Here is a 17,236-nt window from a genome sequence, read left to right on the forward strand (position 1 = left end):
GTACTCCCGAGAAACTTGGCGCGGACCGCGCCTTCGTCGCGCTGACTGCTGTCCAGAAAAGCATCACAGATGACAGCCGCGGTCCGCCACGATTGCAGCATCGAGTCCGGGTGGGTCCATGAATACTCACGACGCCATCAACGCGGCCAACGGCAAGGCTGCCAACGCCGCCGATGGCCGGAACTCACTGGAGCTGAGAGACAAATCCCCTGGGCCACAACGGCACCCGCCGACAAGATGCGCGAATTCGAAGCCGTCGTGCCGGCCGAATGCTTCCGAGCTTGTTTGCACTATAGGCCGTTCCGTCTGCTGATAGTCGAAAGCAACTGCATCCGGGGCCAAAACCCGGCATCTGGCGGGAGCCTCCAAGAATGGGGATCAAGTGCCTCCGACATGTTGTGGTGGTGAGATAGCTTGTGGCGCGGGCTATCTCGCGCGCGGAATGCCCACATCGCGCTCGGATGCGTCATCGGCTGCATCTCCCGCGAGCTCGGCCCTGGCGACCTCACGGAAATCAGTCCTGTGGTGGCTGCCCGCATAATCGGTCGCACTGGCCGGGCAGAGTCTGGGTATGACACGAAAAGTGGTCCCGGGGGCGCAGTGACGAAGGCGCCGACGATGAGGACGGCATGAAGCTCGCTGGGCATCTGCTTCACCTCTCACGGGTGAGGACAACGAGCATGGTCACTTGTACTCCCGGTCGATTTCGGAATCCCCTTCTGCCATCGGCACCCCGCTGCCCGCCGGCCTTACTTAGCATTTGCCGGTGGCCGCGGCGGCGTTCTGGGTCAAGTGTGCGAGCGAGGTGCTGCCGGGGATCGGTAGTGCAACAGGCGATTTGTCCAGCAGCCACTGGATCGAATGGGTCGCGGCGTCTGGGTCATCCGGGTTGTTCACCAGAGCTCCGGCGGCGAGTGGTGCGTAGGCAACGAACGCTGTGCGGGTTTTGGTGCAGTAGTCGAGGACGGCGTCGTCGCCTTCGTCGAGGAGGTTGAACCGGTTCTGTACAGCGGCGATCGGGGTGATCTTGCGCGCTGCTTGGATTTGGGAGACGGTGACCTTGGACAAGCCGATATGGCGGATCTTGCCTTGGTTGCGCAGGTCGTGGAGGGCACCGACCTGGTCTTCGAGCGGGATTTGGGGGTCGATGCGGTGTAGGTAGTAGAGGTCGATCCGGTCGAGTTGGAGGCGTCGCAGGCTCATTTCGACGCATTGGCGCAGGTATTCGGGCCGCCCGAGGGGTGCCCATTGGTGGGGGCCTTGTCTGGTCATGCCGCCTTTCGTGGCGATGACCAGCTCGGCTGGGTATGGGTGAAGTGCCGTGTGGATCAGGTGTTCGGCGGTGGTCGGGCCGTAGGCGTCGGCGGTGTCGATGTGGTTGCAGCCGAGGTCTAGGGCGTGGCGCAGCAGTTGTCTGGCTTTGTTGGCGTCGGTGGGGCGGCCCCAGTGACCGGGGCCGGTGAGTTGTATTGTGCCGTAGCCGATTCGGTTGACCGGCAGGTCGCCGCCGATCGAGAACGTGCCGCTGGTCGCCGCGGACGCTGTGTTGATGGACATCGCTGGCCTTCTGGTGCGAATTCAGGGTCGGTGGTGTGGAGACCGTGGGGTTATGCGCCTACTGGGCGCACGCGTTAGTGCTCGTCGTTCTCAACGACGCCGTTGAGGTGGCCTTTGATGAACGCCATCACTTCGACCAGGGCCCGGTCGTGCCCATCGGAGGGCAGCAGCTCATGTTCTATGCCGAGTCGTTCGAGAACCTTCGCGACGTGGCGGTCAGCGAGGGCACGGAACTCTAGCTCGGTGCCCCGGGGTTTGCTCATATCCAACGGGATCGTCGGGTCGAGTACGGTGCGCAGCACCAGGTCGTAGTGGAGGACGTGGCGGGTGACCAACTGTTCGAGTTGGTCGATGTTGGCTGGGTGTGGTTGAGCGCCACGGTATTCCAATGCGGCTTCGTAGTATCCGAGTGCATCCGGCACCGGCCGGTCGACCAGGACCACATCGGCCCGGGTCCAGGCGTGGGCTTCCAGCGACATTCCGCGGGTGATGATCCATAGTGTGGATGCCCAGGTGTGTTCGTGCAGGATCGGCAACCCGTGCTGCGCGGCGTGGGCGCCGAGGTCGGCCACGACGGCCACCTCGACACGATCGCGATGCAGTGCTTCGGTGATCTGCTGGAGGAAGGTGGTTTTGCCGGTCGAGTGCGTCCCGGTGACCGCGATCGTCACCGGGCGCACGAATTCGGTGTTCACCACAGTCGTGCTTCTGGTTCTCTGGGCGCAATGAACTCGGCTGGCGCGGCGGCTTTGACGAGTTCGGTCCAGCTGAATCCGCTGTCGTCGACCAGCCGAACCAGCAGTTGCCAGGCTGCCCAGGTGTCCCACCCGGCGCGGTGATGGCCTTGATCGCAGACCGCGGTGGTGTCGAGTTCGGCGTGGGTGACCAGTTTGTCCAACGAGTAGCCGCCGATGCCGGGCCATACCGTTTTGGCGAGCTTCAGGGTGTCGAGCACCATCGGTGGAGTCCAGTCCGGCAGGTGTTCGGAGATGATGCGGCGTTCCAGATTGGCATTGTGCGCGACCAGAATTCGATCGGTCAGGGACGCCTCGATCTTTTCGGCCACCTCCGACCAACTCGGGCACTCGGCGACCTCAGCGTTGGTGATGCCGTGGACCTTGCGGGTCACGATGGGGGTGATCGGGCGGGTAGGCCGGATCAGCCACGACCGCATTTCCTCAACCACCACCGTCTCCCCCGAGACCGGCAGGACCGCGATCTCGATGATCTCCGGTGGGGTTTGCCCATTGCCTTCGACGTCGACAACGACGAAGTCTTTGCCGCGCAGTGCGTGGGGAACCATCATCGTGTCGTCTCCTGAGGGTGAGTCCATCCGATGTCCGCGCGACCGTGGCGACCGATATGGTGCGGGCGGTTGATGTCGTTGACCTGATACCCGAGATTGTGCTGCAGGAAGTTGCGCCGCCCTTCGGGTAGGCCCTCCACGATCACGGCCCGGTTGGTGATTTCGAGCATTTCGCCGCCGAGGCGCTGAACCCAGGCAGCGGTCGACGCCTCGTCGGGGCGACGCCAATCCTCAGCACAGCGTTTGATCTGCGCGACCGGGCAGATATCGCACAACTCTCGTACGCCGTAGTGCCCGTTGTAGTCGGCGACGCCGTGGGCGAACGTGACTGCGCAACTGGTCTTGCGGAACAACGGCGATCCGAACCCGCCGCGGTGGGTCAGGATTCTCTGCTCCAGTCGCTCGGGGAAAATCTTGCGCGACGGGTTGTCCACGTACAGCTCGGGTAGGCCGTTGTCGCGGTAGTAGTCGCGGATCTGGTCTTTGAAGAACAGGCCCGTGAACACGGTCGCGTGAGCGAAATGGCTGAGTTCACGCGCCCGATCGAGGTGCGCGTCGGAGTCGTTGAGACCGGGCACGATCGGGCGCCAGTACAGGATCACCCGATAGCGTTCGGCACGGGCGAACGCGGTCTGAAGCGAGGCCGCCGCGATAGTGGAGTCGACCGGTTCGATACGCGCGTCATCAATTCCACTATGGGTGACCAAGATGGTCAGGCGAATGTTGTGGAAGCTGTTGAGGACCGCGCAGTCCTGCGGTTCGATCCGCCACCGCGTGATCACCAAGACGTGATTGGTGATACCCTGCTCGTCGAGCAGCCGCAACATCTCGAGGGTGTGCGGCTTCACCGCAGGCAGCATCGGGTCCGTCGCCCTGTTCAGCAGCTGGATCGGGGTCACGTGCGGTCGGAAGTGCTTGTTCCGCAACAGCATCCGCGCCGCGCTCTGCTCGTCCATCAGACGGCGGGGTAGCTTCATCTCGAAGTTCGCGAAGGTGTGGCGTACGCAGTAGGTGCAATCCAGCGGGCAACCGATGATCCAGTTCGCCGAGAGCCCGCTCTTGCGGTAGTCGATCACCCGTTGCAATCCCGGATCGAGCGCAGCCTGCTGATCTGCGGTCAGGATGGGCAACGGCCTTCGAGTGGTCGCGCAAACTTCTAGCGGCATCACGTGCTCCCCCTCAATGTCGGTGTGTCTTTGGGGCTTTCGACGCTAAGAAGAGTCGAGCGCGCTCGTCTACACTCATGCTCCAACATGCTCGAATTCGAGAATTGTTACGCGATTTGAGCATTCATCAGCGATGATTGAGTCTATTGGAGCATAAGAGCGCATATTTGAGGGGAGATCAATACATGCGATTACAGTTCCTCGGCAAAGGTGGCACCACCGGCGGCGGATGCCCGTCCCTCTACGCCACCGATCAGCGCAGCTACCTAGTGCAGGGATGGAAGACCGACTCAGCGGCAACCGTCGAGATTCCACACCTACTGCTCGGGTTCGCCCTTCCCGACACCTTCGTCGGGGCACCGATGACCGATACCGGCCGAGGCACCTTCGTCCTCGACGGCACCCCGGTCACCGACCCGGAAATACTTGCCGGACTAGACATCTACGACGACGAAACCTGCATCGAAGTGCCGCAGGAAGAAAGGACGTTCTACGGTGCAACTCGTAGCAGGTGAGGAATTCGAGAACCTATTTCGCACCTGCCAGCATGAGGCGTTCCACCTCGAGGTCCAGGACACCTACGAGACACCCGAAGAGTCCGAGCCGTTTCGGAAGTTCCTGGCAGCAGAGCCCGACGACTACGGCTGGTTTCAGCCCTGGCTCAGCCACGTAAGAGAGGTGACCAGCCGCGGCGTGGCCATCAACCGGGCACGCGTGGTGACCGAACCTCACACCGACTACACCCGATTCGCGAAAGCGGTCGCGCGCTTCAACGCCGAGGCTGGTGAAGACGTCCGCTATCTACCCCGCCACCAAATCGACACCGAAGAGCTGACCCAAGATGACTGGTGGCTTTTCGATGACAACGTGTTGGCCTACACGGCATTCGAGCCCTCGGGCCGCTGGGTCGGCGCCGCCGTCACCACCGACCCACGACTGGTCGGCTACTGCCGCAGAGTAAAACAGCGCGTCTGGGCATCAGCTACACCGCTCGCGGAGTACTCCAACCAGTGAGTAGCCCGCTTCATCACATGCGCGAAGCTCTCGGAGGTCGACTCCGGGAGCTTCGCCTCAATTCCGGGCTCACCGGAACCGAACTCGCCCACCTGGCCGGCTGGCACCAAACGAAGGTGTCAAAAATCGAATACGGAAAAACCAAACCCACCGACGCTGACATCCGTGCATGGTGCGAACACACCCGCCACACTGACCAACTCGCCGATCTCATCGCCACAGTCCGCAACATCGAAGCGTCCTACCTGGAATGGCGCCGAGTCCTCGGCACCGGCACGAAACGACGCCAACAAGCCCAGATCAAGTTCGAATCCGACACCGCACTCATGCGCTGGTACGAACCCGTCCTCATTCCCGGGTTGTTGCAGACAGCCGACTACGCCCACGAGATCCTCCGCAGCGTCATCGAATTCCAGGGAATACCGAACGACGTGGAGCAGGGCGTCGCCACGCGCATGCAACGGCAACAGATCCTGTACCAGCGAAAACATCGCTTCCACTTCGTCATCGGTGAGCAAGCGCTCCGCACGACGGTCGGAGACGACCGAATCATGGCAGGCCAAATGGACCGACTACTCGCTATCCAGAACATGCCCCGCGTCCTGTTCGGAATCGTGCCAGCCGAAACCCGCTACCAGGCACCGATATCGAACTTCATCATCTTCGACGACCGAATGGTGATGGTTGAGAACCTGACGGCCGAACTGACGATCACCCAACCACGCGAGATCGCCACCTACGCACGGGCATTCGACATCCTCGCCCAACAATCCGTAACCGGCCGAGCCGCACGCAACCTCATAACAGCCGCCCTCGAACGCCGCACCGACACCCCCTAGCCAGTCCACCAGCCAGGCCGAATGGCACTGTCAATGTCCCGTACACGCCTACAGAGCGGCCCGGATGCGGGCGGGGCCGTTAATCCCAGGACGGGCGCGGTGTCAGCAGGTCAGGAAACTCGGTTTGCAGCACGCAGAACTCGTTGCCCCAGGGATCTCGCAGAACCCAGAAATCATAACCACGCTCCTGTTGGTGGTCCCACCTGGTTGCGCCCAGCGCCTCGAGGCGACGCACCTCGGCTTCCACATCGTCGGTCTCGATGTCGATGTGCACCCGTTCCTTCGACACCTTCTCGTCGGCGGTCGCTTGCAGCAAGATCCGAATTTCGGAATCGGGCAGACGCAGACGCCGGTATACGCCGCGGCTGCTGGGGTTCACGGTCTCCTCGGTCGCGTCGAGGGCGTGGCTCCAGAACAACAACGCTCGATCGAGATCCAGCACGTCGATGACGATGTGGCACAGTCGACTTCGATGGCTCACCGTCCGAAGCGTAGCGCGGGCACTCCGTATGCGGAGCAGCTCGCGAAAAAGGGCCTCCTCACATGGCTCTCCACTCAGTGCGCGTTCTGATCGCTGGTGCGAGGGCCCGACCAGGCAATAATCACGTGGGTGGGAATCCCCCCTCGTCAATTCGACCCGCGCGCGACAGCGGAGGCGTTGTTTGGTGCCGAGTTACGGATCCGTCGGGTCGCCGCCAATTTGTCGTTGCGGCAGCTGGCCCCGCTGGTATTGGCCAGTCACGATCTGCTGGCAAAGATCGAGAACGCCAACCGCCGTGCGCAGCCTGACCTTGTTGACCGTCTCGATCAGGTCCTCGGTGCGGGAGGCGATCTCAGGCGACTCGCTGAACCGTTCCTTAAGATGGCCCATCATCGCCCCCCAGGTTTACTGCTCGAGCCGGAGAACGCCAAAGCGTCGCTACAGGACCTAATAGTCGACGTTCGCACCGCAGACCACACGATGGCAGCGAAGCAGGTCGACGACCTCATCGCGTACGCCGATGCGGCTGAAGGCATCGTCCGCCAGGTGCCGGGCCGCGAGCAAACACCGCTGTTACACGCCGTCGCGGAGGCTCGGCAACTCGCGGGCTGGATGCTCTTCGATCAAGGCAACGTGACGCTGGCGAAACGGTCATTCTCCAGCGCACGCCGATCAGCAGAACGCGTGGGTGCCTTTGACCTTGTCGCCTTCATCGGCGGTCCGAACGCGAGCTTCATGAGCACCTGGTGCGGCGACCCTGAACGGGGCGCCGAGCAAGCCTACGGGTCCTTGTCGTGGGCACGCCGGAGCGGGAATCGGCGGTTGGCGGCGTTCGTGACCACGATGGCCGCACGTGCGCATGCGCGCATGGGTGAGGCTGACTTGTGCGCACGGATGCTGACTGAGGCCGAGACCGAGCTGTCTCGCCATCGTCCCGACGAAGCTGACCCTGCCTGGCTCGAAGTCTTCGATGAAGCGGCGCTGGCCGGCCATCGCGGTTCATGCCTGCTTGATCTTGGACAGCCACGGCAAGCCGTCGAGTCACTGCGGGAGCAGGACTCGTCGAGTCCGGCTGCATTCGTGCGCAACCGCACGATTTGGCAGCTCGAGCAGGCCGAGGCGCAGCTGAGAATGGGCGAGCACGAGCAGGCGGCGGCCCTTGTGAACCAGGCATTGGACTGCGTTGCCGCGAACTCGATCACACCACGGGTGGTCCGAATGTTTCGCTCGATCAATCTGAAACTGTGTATCCACACGGATCACGCGGTGGCGGCGACGGCGGATCGGCTGGCGGCGTTCATCGAGGCGTGCGTGTGAGCGGGTAAGTCGCCCAACGCATCTCGATCCCGTCCGCCATCTCACTAACGACCAGAAGTTCGCCTTCCAATCGCCCCTTGACGGCTCGAAACCGTCCAGGCCCTTCCTCCACGAAGAGGGTATCGCCGGAGATCGGGTCGGTCGCCAGACTCGCGTGCAGGCCGTCATGTTGCCATCGGAACACTGTTTCATCAGCCTCGGACCACCAGCTGCCGAGAATCGGGAGAACCGCTTCAGGACAGCTAGGCGCTGGCCGCCATTCCTTAGCCGGCTCAGGGGGCTGGGCGGCGATCGCGGCTTCAACGATCTCGGCGGCGAGATCAACGAGTTTGATTCCCCTCGTCGCGTTCGTCAACGCGGTCACGGCAACCCCGGTCGGGCGATGCACAAACAACGCTGATTGAAAGCCCGGCATCGCACCCGTATGCCCGGCCAGAATGCGCTCGCCTCTGCGCTCCAGAATCAGGCCGAGACCCCAGCCACGCGTCCATGCCGCAGTGTCGACCATGACCTGCAAGGTATGCATGTTGTCGACGATCTCGAGAGGAACGATATCGGGTTCGCCTCCGCCCAAAACGTGGGCCCAGCGAAGAAGATCGCTTGGGGTGGACCACATCTGGCCGCCGACACCAATCGCGGCCTGGTCCATCACCGGTTCACGGTGCACGGCATCGATGTACGGGTCGAGCCGATACCCGATCGCCGCGTTCGACGGTGGTGGTGTCCAGCTCGTGTGAGCGAGATCGAGCGGTACGAGCAGGGTCTGCTCGATCAGTGATTCGCACGATTGACCAGTGACCTGTTCGACGATCTGACCGAGGATGGCGTAGCCCAGATTGGAGTAGTGCCATCTCTGCCCCGGTTCGGCGACCATTTCGACGCGATCGAAGGACTCGCGCAGTTGAGCCGCCGACGGGCCTTTCATGGTCTCCCACATGTCCACGGGAGCTTCGCGCTGCAGGCCGCTGCTGTGCGACAACAGCATCCGTAGCGAGACACGCCCGAACGGTGAGGTTGGCAGGTAACGCGAGACCGTGGCATCAAGGTCCAGCTGGCCGCGATACGCCAGCAGCAACGTGACCGCCGCGGTGAACGTCTTGGTGACCGATCCGATCCGATAACTGCACTCGCCAGTCGCTGGTATGTCGTGCTCCACGTCGGCATAACCGGTGGACGCGACCGCGAAGGGCATCCCGCCGACTCCGACCGCGAGAGTCAAACTCGGTACCCGAGCCGCGCTCTGCGCGTGCTCGACGCGGATAGCCAGTTCGGTCTGGAAGTCGGTATCCATGGCCCCTCTCCGTCATGACCAGCATCCCACACCGAACAAGCACAGCCTGTAGACAGAATTCTTTGTCCACAGCCAACCCCTTCCATGCGACATTTCCGCAGGCCAGGCTGAACTCAGCACCGAAAGACGCGGTTGGAACGTCATAGGCGCGACCACAAGAATCACACGGTCTCGACGCGAAGTGTCACAACCACGAGACCAGCGACAAGAGCAGTAGACGCGTCGCGGTCGGGTGCCCTGAGGAGACAGGGAGGCAATCCATTGCGAAAAACGCAAGCGCCATACAACCGATGGCCGTACCTCATGCACGCTGACCTGCCGGGCGACAAAGCCATGTTCGCGGAGTTCGACCGGGTCGAGGTATCGGTGTTGCGAAACGGAGCAATCGTCGCATTGCCACCAGCACCCGATCGCTGCTCGATCCTCCGCCGCGTTATCGAAAGCCCGCGCACGTTCCGGCCGACCGGCCTCGGGTTTGTCGAGGTGATTCCGGCCTGTGCGAACGGGCAACAGCGACAGCCTGTGCGGGCGCTGTCCAATGCCTGACCCGCACAGCGAGATGAGCTTCAGCGTCGATAATCCACTGCCACAACGTATTCCGTGCGATCTGGGCCTCAATCCATGGGAATTGCCCTCGGTCGAACTGTACCAGCGCATCGTCACCGGCCTGCAACACATGAATGCCGCCACCGATCTTCCCTGCGTCGGGGTGTCGAGTCCTCCGACGCCGGGGAGCCAACCCACCAAGGATGACATGCACCGAGAAGAGTTGCGTAGCACTGAAACCCGCGATGGAAAGAAGGCTGCCCAGTGGCAACTGGCGAAGGGGTCGGTGCGGATTCGAAACTTCCAGATCAGGGATAACGCTTTCCCCGCCTACCGGTACCCCGACCAGCCGATGCCCTCGGCGCAGCCGGGCACGGTCTACTTCGATGACACCCAACCACCCGACTTGGTCCAAGTCCGGGAGTGGTTTCCCAAGCACGATGACCTGTGGAACGCGATCCGGGAGGAGCTGTGGCCCGCGCTGCTCAACACCGCGAACCTCCCGACCGATACGAACGGGTGAGATCGGCATGTCCGCGACGCCTGCTGTTTGGCAACAGCATGCTCACAACGAATCAATTATTCAGTCGCTCAACACTTCACGCCAAGCCGTGCAATCCGCGAGTCGGCCAATCTACGACACCAACGTTCTCGCGCGGACCTTGCCGTGGACCGACCACAACAACCCACACTGGCCGATGCAAAGCTACGATGCCGCTGTAATCGCCCGCGGCCTGCATCGGGATTGCCCGGCTATGACCTGCGCGACGCAGATCGCTGCCCACATCAAGATCGGACAACACAAGCGCGCCCTTGATGGCAGCCGGAAACGGTGCCGCAGATGACGCAACCGACGCTGATTCGAAAGCCGTTGGAGTACATACCCTTTCGGGCGGCAGCATAACCCAGGGCGCGCCGTGATTCGACAACCTTCACAGCCGTGATGAGCACCCGCATCGACACCGGTGATGGCTCGGCACGACACGATCCGCCACTGATATCCCGACTTCTAAGGAAACTCAATGATCGAAAGAGTATCGAACTCTACTGAGCACCAACATAACTCGTTGCACGAACACCTCGACAAGGCCGCGGATCTGGGATGGATATTGGTGGATGCCACCAATGCCAGCGCCACCCACACCATCCCCGGCCGACCCAACACCGTTCCGCGCGCCGCGGTCACGGTCCTGATCCTCGGCTCGCTCGCCGCCTACATAATGCTCGCGATCGCGCGACGCCCGGCCACCGTCCACGTCGCCGTCGACGAGACGGGAAGAAGAACCATTCGCTATCATAGCGGCCTGCGCTGGCCGTGGCGGTAGCCCGATGCACCACGACTCGACCAGCGACGTGATACCAAAACAGTGCGCACACAATCGATTCGACACGAAAATCGGTGCGCCGCAATGACAACCGAACCCACCGCGATCCGTCTGACCCACGCTGAGCTGCACTCCGACCCCTGGGAGCGTTGGCTCCGAACACGCCAGTGGCATCTCGAAACCTTCTTCTCCCAAGACGTCCCCGAGATGCCATCGCACATATACAGCCTCGACGGCCTTCGGCGAGCAGAACAACTCCTACTCAGACGACTGCCCACCATCGACAGCATTCCGCTCGGCGATTGGGTCATCGACCGCGCCGGAATCTATCTCGGGACAGTCCTCGAGCGGAACTTCCCCGTTCGCTGGACCAATAGAACACCACCGAAGCGCGATCGCTGGGCGATCGGCACCTACCGCGTGACTCCCCAGCTGGTCTTCGAATCCAATCAACAGGTCATCGACCTCAACTACCAGGTGGCATTCGCGCTGGCACAGCGCTCAGGTACCCACTGGCAGAAAATCTACGAGCACGCCGCAGCAAACCTGGCGTCGCATGCCCGTAGGCAGGGCAACCCCGTACCAACGCCACCTGTTTGGCGAACCGCGTCGTGACATGGCGCGATATCGTCGAATTGCGTTGGGTGCGTGGCTATTCGGGCCACCACATCCGTTGGCCGCCGCCGTTGGCGGCAACACGTCCGAATTGGACGTCGGCGAAGTGCAATCCGAATCCCAGGGTGTCGGGGGCGCTGAGCTGATCGAGCAAGCGACGGCTGGTCGCCACTGATGCAGTGGGGTCGTCATCGACGGCAGCGACCAGCTCGGGATGGCTGATCTGAAGTGGGGTTTGCATGGCGTCGCCGAACACGATCAGCCGGTGACCAGGTGAAGTGATGTCATAGGCGAGGTGGCCGAGGCTGTGTCCGGGGGTAGCGAGAGCGTGCACGCCCGGGAAGATCTCCTCACCATCGGCGATGGTGTGCACTTGGGCCGCGAATACGTCGAGCATCTCCGGACTGATTCCGTCGGCACCGGCCAGGTCGCGGCGATCCCATTCGGTGTCCCCGATCAGGACAGGAATGTCGGCGAACGGGCTGACGGTCGTTGCGGACATGCTCTGCCACAGCCAGCCGATGTGATCCAGGTGGAGGTGGGTGATCCCGATCAACTCGACATCGGCCAGCGTCTTGCCCGCGGCCACGAGGCTGTCGAGCAGTTGCCCGCCACGCATCCGCCCGAACGGAGTTGGTACTGCCAGTGGTCCGAAGCCGGCGTCGATGATCATGGCTCGGCTCCCGTGTTCGATCAGCAGCGCGCCGATGCTGGCGACCAGGAATCCGTCTGGGTTGATCAGATGAGCATGCTCGGCCAGGAGCCGGTCGTCGGATCCTGGCAGCCACGCGCGTGGGTCGAGCAGCGCTACCCCGTCGGGTAGATAGGTGATGCGGTGATCGCCGAGCTGTCGACGGTGGGTTGTCGCGGGACGGGTGAAGTGGTCCAGGCTTACTGTCATGGTGGGTGTTCCTCTCGTATGGGTATGGGACGGGCGCGGGAGCTGCACGACGCCAAGGAGAACGCGGGGTTTGGGACGGCGTTGGTCGCGACGGCCCGGCGGCCGTGTCATGGCGTGAGCGGGCCGGTTCTCGTGGCCGTTGAACGCTCGGCTGCGACGACAGCGGCGGTGCCGATGTTCGATCGATACATGTCGCCTCGGTCTGAAAGTTGTTGGTGGCAGCGGCTATCGACGGCTATGGGTCGGGTCCGGCGTCCTGGTACGAGTCGGTGGCGATGGAATCACCACCGTGGAGCTCGGCTGAGGCGTCCCATTCGTGCGCGGTACTGGGTATCGCGACGGTGACCGCTGTCTCGATCTCAGGTCCGGTGTCGGAGTCGTTGATGGCTGCCACGTTGAGGCTCTGGCGAGCGCGTTCGATCAACGCTCGGGGTGTCGGGGGTTGTACTGCGTTGGCTGCCGCAGTGTCGGTGTCGCGATCTGCGTTGCGCAGACTCTTCAGTGAGCGCCGCGCGTTCGCGGCGATGGTGGGGGTGGTATAGGTGCGCCAGAGATCGTGCAGGTCGTCGAGGCTGTAGTGCTGGTAGGTCTCGACGCGTTGATCAACATCACCGGCGGCTGCGTTGAATACACGACCGCGCACGTTGCGGCTCATGCCGATCGAGGTGGCGGTCGCGGCGGCACGTGTCCACAGGGCCGCCATGTTGCGTCGAAGCTGTTCGGCGGCAGCAGGTTCCGGTTCGGCGGCGCCATTGGCCGCGAGTCGAAGCTCACGAACGACAGTGATAGCGGCCATATCGGCGAGCTGTCGGGTGTCCTGGACTACCCGTGTGGTGTTTCGGCGCCGGGTCCGCGGGAGCGTTGGGGGCAGCAGTAGTTCTTCGGTCCAGGGCCGGCCCGATCGCCCGACGGTCCGAGCTTGGTCGACCCAGCTCGCGGGCATTCCGTATGCGCGGGCGTGGATCTCGCTCAGTTCGCGCTCGCGGTCGACCTCAATGATATGTTCGAACAGCTGGGTAACCTGCACCGAGCCCGGCGTGGTCTCGGATACGGCCTGATGCAGCCGCGCACTGAGGGCGGACAGCTGGTGGATCTGGCCTAGGAGCGCGGCCTGTTCGGGTGCGATGTCGCGGACCCGCAGCGGCGAGTTCGGGCCGGTCACAGTCCGGTCTCCTGCCATACTAATGCCGCAGAAGGTCTTTCATTCGGTGCGAGGTCGCCGCTCCAGGCTTCCGCGCCCGCTGAATCACTGAATGACGGTGCGTCCATGCCTGTTTCGGCATCGCCGCCGTAGGTGAGGTTCGCGGCACCGATCGCGGCCTCGACGTCTGCGCCGGGTGCGGCCGCCGACAGGAACAGCGGTGTCGGCGGTGTGAGCGCGGCACCGATCGCAGGCTTCAACGCTTCGTGGGACGGCAGTGCTACTGCCTTGTCTATCGCGATCCCAGCGGCGGACAGCACGCGGGCCTGCAGATTCAAGGCAGTGGTGTCGGCATGTGCGGCGTCCCGCCAGCGATGCGCGAGACCCTCGACCGGAATGCCGTCGAGCATCGCCACCCCGGTGGCCACCCAGTCCACTTCGGCGCCCCACAACTGTTGGGCCTGTTCAGCATTCACCCCGAGCAGGTTCGCCACGCCCGTGGTTCTGGCGCGTAATGTTTGCAGATTGTGATCGAACCCAGCGGTGGTCGATACGTCCTCGGCTCTTGCTGCGATCGGTCCGTAGGCCGCGGCAAGGGCGGTCCATTCGCACAGGCGCTGCACGTGCGTATCGAGGCTGCCCAGGATCTCGTCCCATTTCAACGGTTCGAGCGTGCGTAGATACAGGTCAGGGTTCCAGGGCACTGTTCGGTCGCCCCGCTCGCGGACGTGATCGATCCATGCCGGCGGCACCCCACCGGCGAGTGCGGCATTGGTCAACGCTTCACGCCGGATCGCGCGATGGTAAAAGACCTCGTACCAGGACGGCGGCGGGCGTTGCCCACTGTGCTGCTGGTGACGTGTTGCCTCGGCGAGCATGCTGGCGAGAGTCACCGACTGGTTCTGCAGGGACTTCAGCACCTGCACCTGAGCGCGCGTCGGCGTGATCATGATCCAAGCCCTCCTGCCGCACCATTTGCCACGAAGGCTCGGAAGTCAGGCCCGAAGCCGAGGTGCTCGATCGCGGTCTTCGCACCGGTAGCGCCGAACCACGCGGTGGGTATCGGTTCGGCGGGCAATCCGGGGATGTCGAGGTGCTGGTCGGGGGTGCAGCGGTGCAGGGGGCCGTTGGCGGCGTCGAGGATGTAGCGCATGTGGGGGTCGATGTGGCGTACGAAAAGCCCGCTCATCGCGGACTTGTCCTCAGCCAGGCGCGCTGCTTCGAAGACCGCATGTATCCCGGCGAATCGGACCACGACTGCTTGGTGGCGCCACCATTGTCGGCACCAACTGTACTGGCCTTCGCGGTTGGCGCCCGTGATGCGCACCGCGGTGACCGGCAGCAGCCAGTTCTGCACGAACAGGCTGTAGTGGGCGAACCGTGGCGGCGGCTTGGTCGGCTCCTGCTTCTGGTTCTCGGGCGCGGTATTGGGCGGGCGGTTCGCGGAGGTGAACCATCCCGCTGGGACGGGGTCGAACGGCAGGGACGGCGTGGCGAGGTGGGTGGTGCGCGTGCACCGGTGCAGGGGCCCGTTGGCCGCGTCGAGGATGACCTTGAAGTGGGCGTCGAGGTGTGAGAGCAGGAACGTGCTCAGGCTGTTGCCGGTCCGTGCGCGACGTTGGGCCTCGAATGCCGCGTGCAGGTGGGCGATTCGCACCGCGACGCCGCGGTGGGCCCACCACTTGCAACACCAGGTGTAAGTGTTCTCCCGAGATGCTTCGGACAACCGGACGTTGATCGTGGGCAGCAGCCACTTTGCGGTGAACTCGCTGAAATGCTGGTACATCGGCGGCTTCTTGCCCGCCGCCGCAGTGGGCGCGTTCATGACCGCTCACCCCCGTTCGCTGTTCCCTCATCGACAGCCTCGGCCGGCACGGTGTTCGAGTGGGCGACCTTCTCGAAGCGCTCCAACGATTTCTGGATCAAGGGGGCGTATCCGGTGTCGGACCACCAGATCTTGCGCACGACCACCGGTCCGTGGTTCGGGAGTCGAACCAGCGCACGGTCTTTGGGCAGTGCGGCCAGCAGGGCGACGTCGAGGATGGGTTCGGGGCGCCAAGTCAGGGTGCGGTTGACTCCCCCGGCGCCGTGGCTGCGCGAACGATCGGCCACATCGTGAGGGCCGGTCATCGCCGACCAGTGCTCGAGGTAGTCGACCGCGGCGATCCCGCCGCCGTACACCTCGATGGATTGGGCACGCATCGTCTTGAGACCGTTTGCGCCCCAGAGATCTTCGCCTTGCTCGAGAACCTGGAGGATCGTCATTAGGATGATCCCGCAGCCACCGGCGTAGGTGTAATAGGAAGGCAACTCCGAGATGCGGGCGCAGTTGGCGGCCTCGTCGAGCACCCCCAGCAGCGGCACAGCCAGCCGCCCGTCCGGTCGTGCCCGCGCCGCCTCGAGCCCGGCCTCGAGGATCTGGCCGACCAACGCCGCGGTCAACGGTGTGGCTCCGTCGGGACCGGCCATCGACAGCGCATACAAAGTATCGGTCGATGTCACGAATTCGGCCGGTTTGAATTCCGGCAGGCTGTGGGTCGGGTCCTGTTCGGTCTTATCAATGAGGACGCGGGTTTTGCGGCTCTGCTTATCTGTTTCCTCCCGTACCGCTAGCAGTTGGCGGTGCGGTGGGGTGACCAGTCGAGCGTAGCCCTCGTCGGAGAGCACGTTGAGATACCGGCGTGCCATGTCGTACAGGCCGTCGCGTTGGCGGGCGTAGAGCCCTTGGGATTCGAGGATGCGTTCGGCGGGCCGCTGGTGACCGTAGTGACGCAGGATCAACGCCGGGGTCTGATCCTGGTCTCTGCCCAGCCATTCGGCCACGTGCAACAAATCCCCGCCCACGCACGCCGCCGCATACACATACAAGCTCAGTAACTCTTGAGCGCCTCCGTCGAAATAGGAGTCGACCTTGGCGTTGGCGGCCTGCGACACCGACCCGGAGGCTGCGGAGACGAAGAACCCAGCGAGCTTTCGGGCTGCCGGCAAATTCGTGACCTGGGTGAGCAGGTCGACCCAGAACCCGCACTCGATCGTGCCGGTGACCGCCTGCAGATCACACAGCCAGATCCGGCCCCGCTGTTCGCGCCCGTACACCGTGTGCCGGTACAGGTCCGGCCGGATCGAGGTGGCCAGGCATGGCCCCCAGGCGGCCAGAACCGCAGGCACCGCCCAGACCATCGTCTTCCCGGTGCGGGCGCCAGCTGCGAGTGTCACGCACATTTCGGCTGGCACGAATAGCTCGACGCCGCCGATCACTGTCTTTCCTAGTGATGGGCCCTTGAGGGCTTGAATCGCTGGGTCGGCGTCCCGAAGGAGTCGCTGGTTGGCGACCGCGTTATCGCTCGCGCGGGCCAACCGAATCGCCGCGGGGGGCTGCATCGTGCGCGCGGCCGCGTCGATCTCACTGCCCGCGGACAGCGCCCGCCAACCGGCAACGACCAGCGCGGCTCCGGCGGCGGTGAAGGCGACGGCCAGCACGCTGGCCTGCCAGGGCCAGCGGTGCTGTCCGGCGACGACTTCGAGCAGCGCGGTCACCGGATGACGTGTGACCGGCAGGCCGGCCCACCAGCTGCCTAGGCTCAACGCCGCCCACAACGCCAAGGCGAAGGCCACCAACGCCAGAAACAGGAGCAGCAGCGTAGTTTCCTCGCCCAGGCCGCGTTTGGTGCGGCGACGGGTCTCTCGTGTCGAGATCATAATCAAGACCTCCAGACGGATATATGTAAAGGGTTGGG

19 protein-coding genes are annotated in these 17,236 nt (G+C 63.5%); 8 read left to right on the plus strand and 11 right to left on the minus strand.

Annotated features, from left to right (window positions below):
- Positions 1-753: 753 nt before the first annotated feature.
- From NP3_RS20990 to NP3_RS21005, 4 genes are all read right to left on the minus strand, one after another.
- On the minus strand, positions 754-1,557 hold the full coding sequence (locus NP3_RS20990; protein WP_063043299.1) for an aldo/keto reductase: 804 nt from the start codon (positions 1,555-1,557) through the stop codon (positions 754-756).
- A gap of 74 nt (positions 1,558-1,631) precedes the next feature.
- Positions 1,632-2,252, minus strand: a complete 621-nt coding sequence (locus NP3_RS20995) for an AAA family ATPase (RefSeq protein ID WP_169814527.1) — start codon at positions 2,250-2,252, stop codon at positions 1,632-1,634.
- The gene (locus NP3_RS21000) at positions 2,249-2,863 is read right to left on the minus strand and encodes a 3'-5' exonuclease (protein ID WP_063043301.1); all 615 of its coding nucleotides are present in this window, start codon (positions 2,861-2,863) and stop codon (positions 2,249-2,251) included. The genes NP3_RS20995 and NP3_RS21000 overlap by 4 nt, the downstream gene beginning before the upstream one ends.
- The gene (locus NP3_RS21005) at positions 2,860-4,029 is read right to left on the minus strand and encodes a hypothetical protein (protein ID WP_063043302.1); all 1,170 of its coding nucleotides are present in this window, start codon (positions 4,027-4,029) and stop codon (positions 2,860-2,862) included. The genes NP3_RS21000 and NP3_RS21005 overlap by 4 nt, the downstream gene beginning before the upstream one ends.
- Before the next feature lie 185 nt (positions 4,030-4,214).
- Here NP3_RS21005 and NP3_RS21010 point away from each other — a divergent pair, with 185 nt between their 5' ends.
- From NP3_RS21010 to NP3_RS21020, 3 genes are read left to right on the plus strand one after another with little or no spacing between them, the layout of a single operon-like run.
- Entirely contained in the window at positions 4,215-4,544 is a 330-nt protein-coding gene (locus NP3_RS21010; protein ID WP_063043336.1) for a hypothetical protein, read from the plus strand.
- Complete coding sequence (locus NP3_RS21015) at positions 4,525-5,043, plus strand: DUF6879 family protein (protein WP_063043303.1); 519 nt, start codon at positions 4,525-4,527, stop codon at positions 5,041-5,043. The genes NP3_RS21010 and NP3_RS21015 overlap by 20 nt, the downstream gene beginning before the upstream one ends.
- A 17-nt stretch (positions 5,044-5,060) precedes the next feature.
- Positions 5,061-5,882 carry a helix-turn-helix domain-containing protein gene (locus NP3_RS21020; RefSeq protein ID WP_063824837.1) on the plus strand — a complete coding sequence of 274 codons (822 nt, stop codon included), beginning with the start codon at positions 5,061-5,063 and terminating at the stop codon, positions 5,880-5,882.
- Positions 5,883-5,961: 79 nt separating this feature from the next.
- Here the strand turns inward: NP3_RS21020 and NP3_RS21025 are convergent, their stop codons facing one another.
- Positions 5,962-6,363, minus strand: a complete 402-nt coding sequence (locus NP3_RS21025) for a VOC family protein (RefSeq protein WP_063043305.1) — start codon at positions 6,361-6,363, stop codon at positions 5,962-5,964.
- A gap of 129 nt (positions 6,364-6,492) precedes the next feature.
- Between NP3_RS21025 and NP3_RS21035 the strand changes: the two genes are divergently transcribed.
- Positions 6,493-7,680 carry a helix-turn-helix domain-containing protein gene (locus NP3_RS21035; protein ID WP_169814528.1) on the plus strand — a complete coding sequence of 396 codons (1,188 nt, stop codon included), beginning with the start codon at positions 6,493-6,495 and terminating at the stop codon, positions 7,678-7,680.
- On the opposite strand, the gene NP3_RS21040 is transcribed toward NP3_RS21035, so the two are convergent.
- A complete protein-coding gene (locus NP3_RS21040; RefSeq protein ID WP_063043308.1) occupies positions 7,661-8,971 on the minus strand; it encodes a serine hydrolase domain-containing protein in 1,311 nt (436 codons plus the stop codon). The genes NP3_RS21035 and NP3_RS21040 overlap by 20 nt on opposite strands.
- Before the next feature lie 303 nt (positions 8,972-9,274).
- Here NP3_RS21040 and NP3_RS21045 point away from each other — a divergent pair, with 303 nt between their 5' ends.
- The 4 genes from NP3_RS21045 to NP3_RS21060 all read left to right on the plus strand — a co-directional run bounded on the left by NP3_RS21045 (position 9,275) and on the right by NP3_RS21060 (position 11,457).
- Entirely contained in the window at positions 9,275-9,517 is a 243-nt protein-coding gene (locus NP3_RS21045; RefSeq protein ID WP_063043309.1) for a hypothetical protein, read from the plus strand.
- Entirely contained in the window at positions 9,510-10,040 is a 531-nt protein-coding gene (locus tag NP3_RS21050) for a hypothetical protein (protein ID WP_157124428.1), read from the plus strand. The genes NP3_RS21045 and NP3_RS21050 overlap by 8 nt, the downstream gene beginning before the upstream one ends.
- A 544-nt stretch (positions 10,041-10,584) precedes the next feature.
- Positions 10,585-10,842: a hypothetical protein gene (locus NP3_RS21055; RefSeq protein ID WP_063043311.1), complete on the plus strand. Its 258-nt coding sequence runs from the start codon at positions 10,585-10,587 to the stop codon at positions 10,840-10,842.
- Positions 10,843-10,926: 84 nt separating this feature from the next.
- Positions 10,927-11,457 carry a hypothetical protein gene (locus NP3_RS21060; protein WP_063043312.1) on the plus strand — a complete coding sequence of 177 codons (531 nt, stop codon included), beginning with the start codon at positions 10,927-10,929 and terminating at the stop codon, positions 11,455-11,457.
- A gap of 37 nt (positions 11,458-11,494) precedes the next feature.
- On the opposite strand, the gene NP3_RS21065 is transcribed toward NP3_RS21060, so the two are convergent.
- From NP3_RS21065 to NP3_RS21085, 5 genes are all read right to left on the minus strand, one after another.
- Positions 11,495-12,358 carry an MBL fold metallo-hydrolase gene (locus NP3_RS21065; RefSeq protein ID WP_063043313.1) on the minus strand — a complete coding sequence of 288 codons (864 nt, stop codon included), beginning with the start codon at positions 12,356-12,358 and terminating at the stop codon, positions 11,495-11,497.
- Positions 12,359-12,593: 235 nt separating this feature from the next.
- Positions 12,594-13,520, minus strand: a complete 927-nt coding sequence (locus NP3_RS21070; protein WP_063043314.1) for a hypothetical protein — start codon at positions 13,518-13,520, stop codon at positions 12,594-12,596.
- Positions 13,517-14,449 carry a hypothetical protein gene (locus NP3_RS21075; protein ID WP_063043315.1) on the minus strand — a complete coding sequence of 311 codons (933 nt, stop codon included), beginning with the start codon at positions 14,447-14,449 and terminating at the stop codon, positions 13,517-13,519. The genes NP3_RS21070 and NP3_RS21075 overlap by 4 nt, the downstream gene beginning before the upstream one ends.
- Positions 14,446-15,324 carry a DUF4913 domain-containing protein gene (locus NP3_RS21080; protein ID WP_063043316.1) on the minus strand — a complete coding sequence of 293 codons (879 nt, stop codon included), beginning with the start codon at positions 15,322-15,324 and terminating at the stop codon, positions 14,446-14,448. Before NP3_RS21080 ends, NP3_RS21075 begins: the two co-directional genes overlap by 4 nt.
- On the minus strand, positions 15,321-17,198 hold the full coding sequence (locus NP3_RS21085; RefSeq protein WP_063043317.1) for a type IV secretory system conjugative DNA transfer family protein: 1,878 nt from the start codon (positions 17,196-17,198) through the stop codon (positions 15,321-15,323). Before NP3_RS21085 ends, NP3_RS21080 begins: the two co-directional genes overlap by 4 nt.
- Between the last annotated feature and the right edge of the window lie 38 nt (positions 17,199-17,236).

Origin of the sequence: Nocardia pseudovaccinii NBRC 100343, from assembly GCF_001613225.1 — a bacterium.
Taxonomy (GTDB): domain Bacteria; phylum Actinomycetota; class Actinomycetes; order Mycobacteriales; family Mycobacteriaceae; genus Nocardia; species Nocardia pseudovaccinii.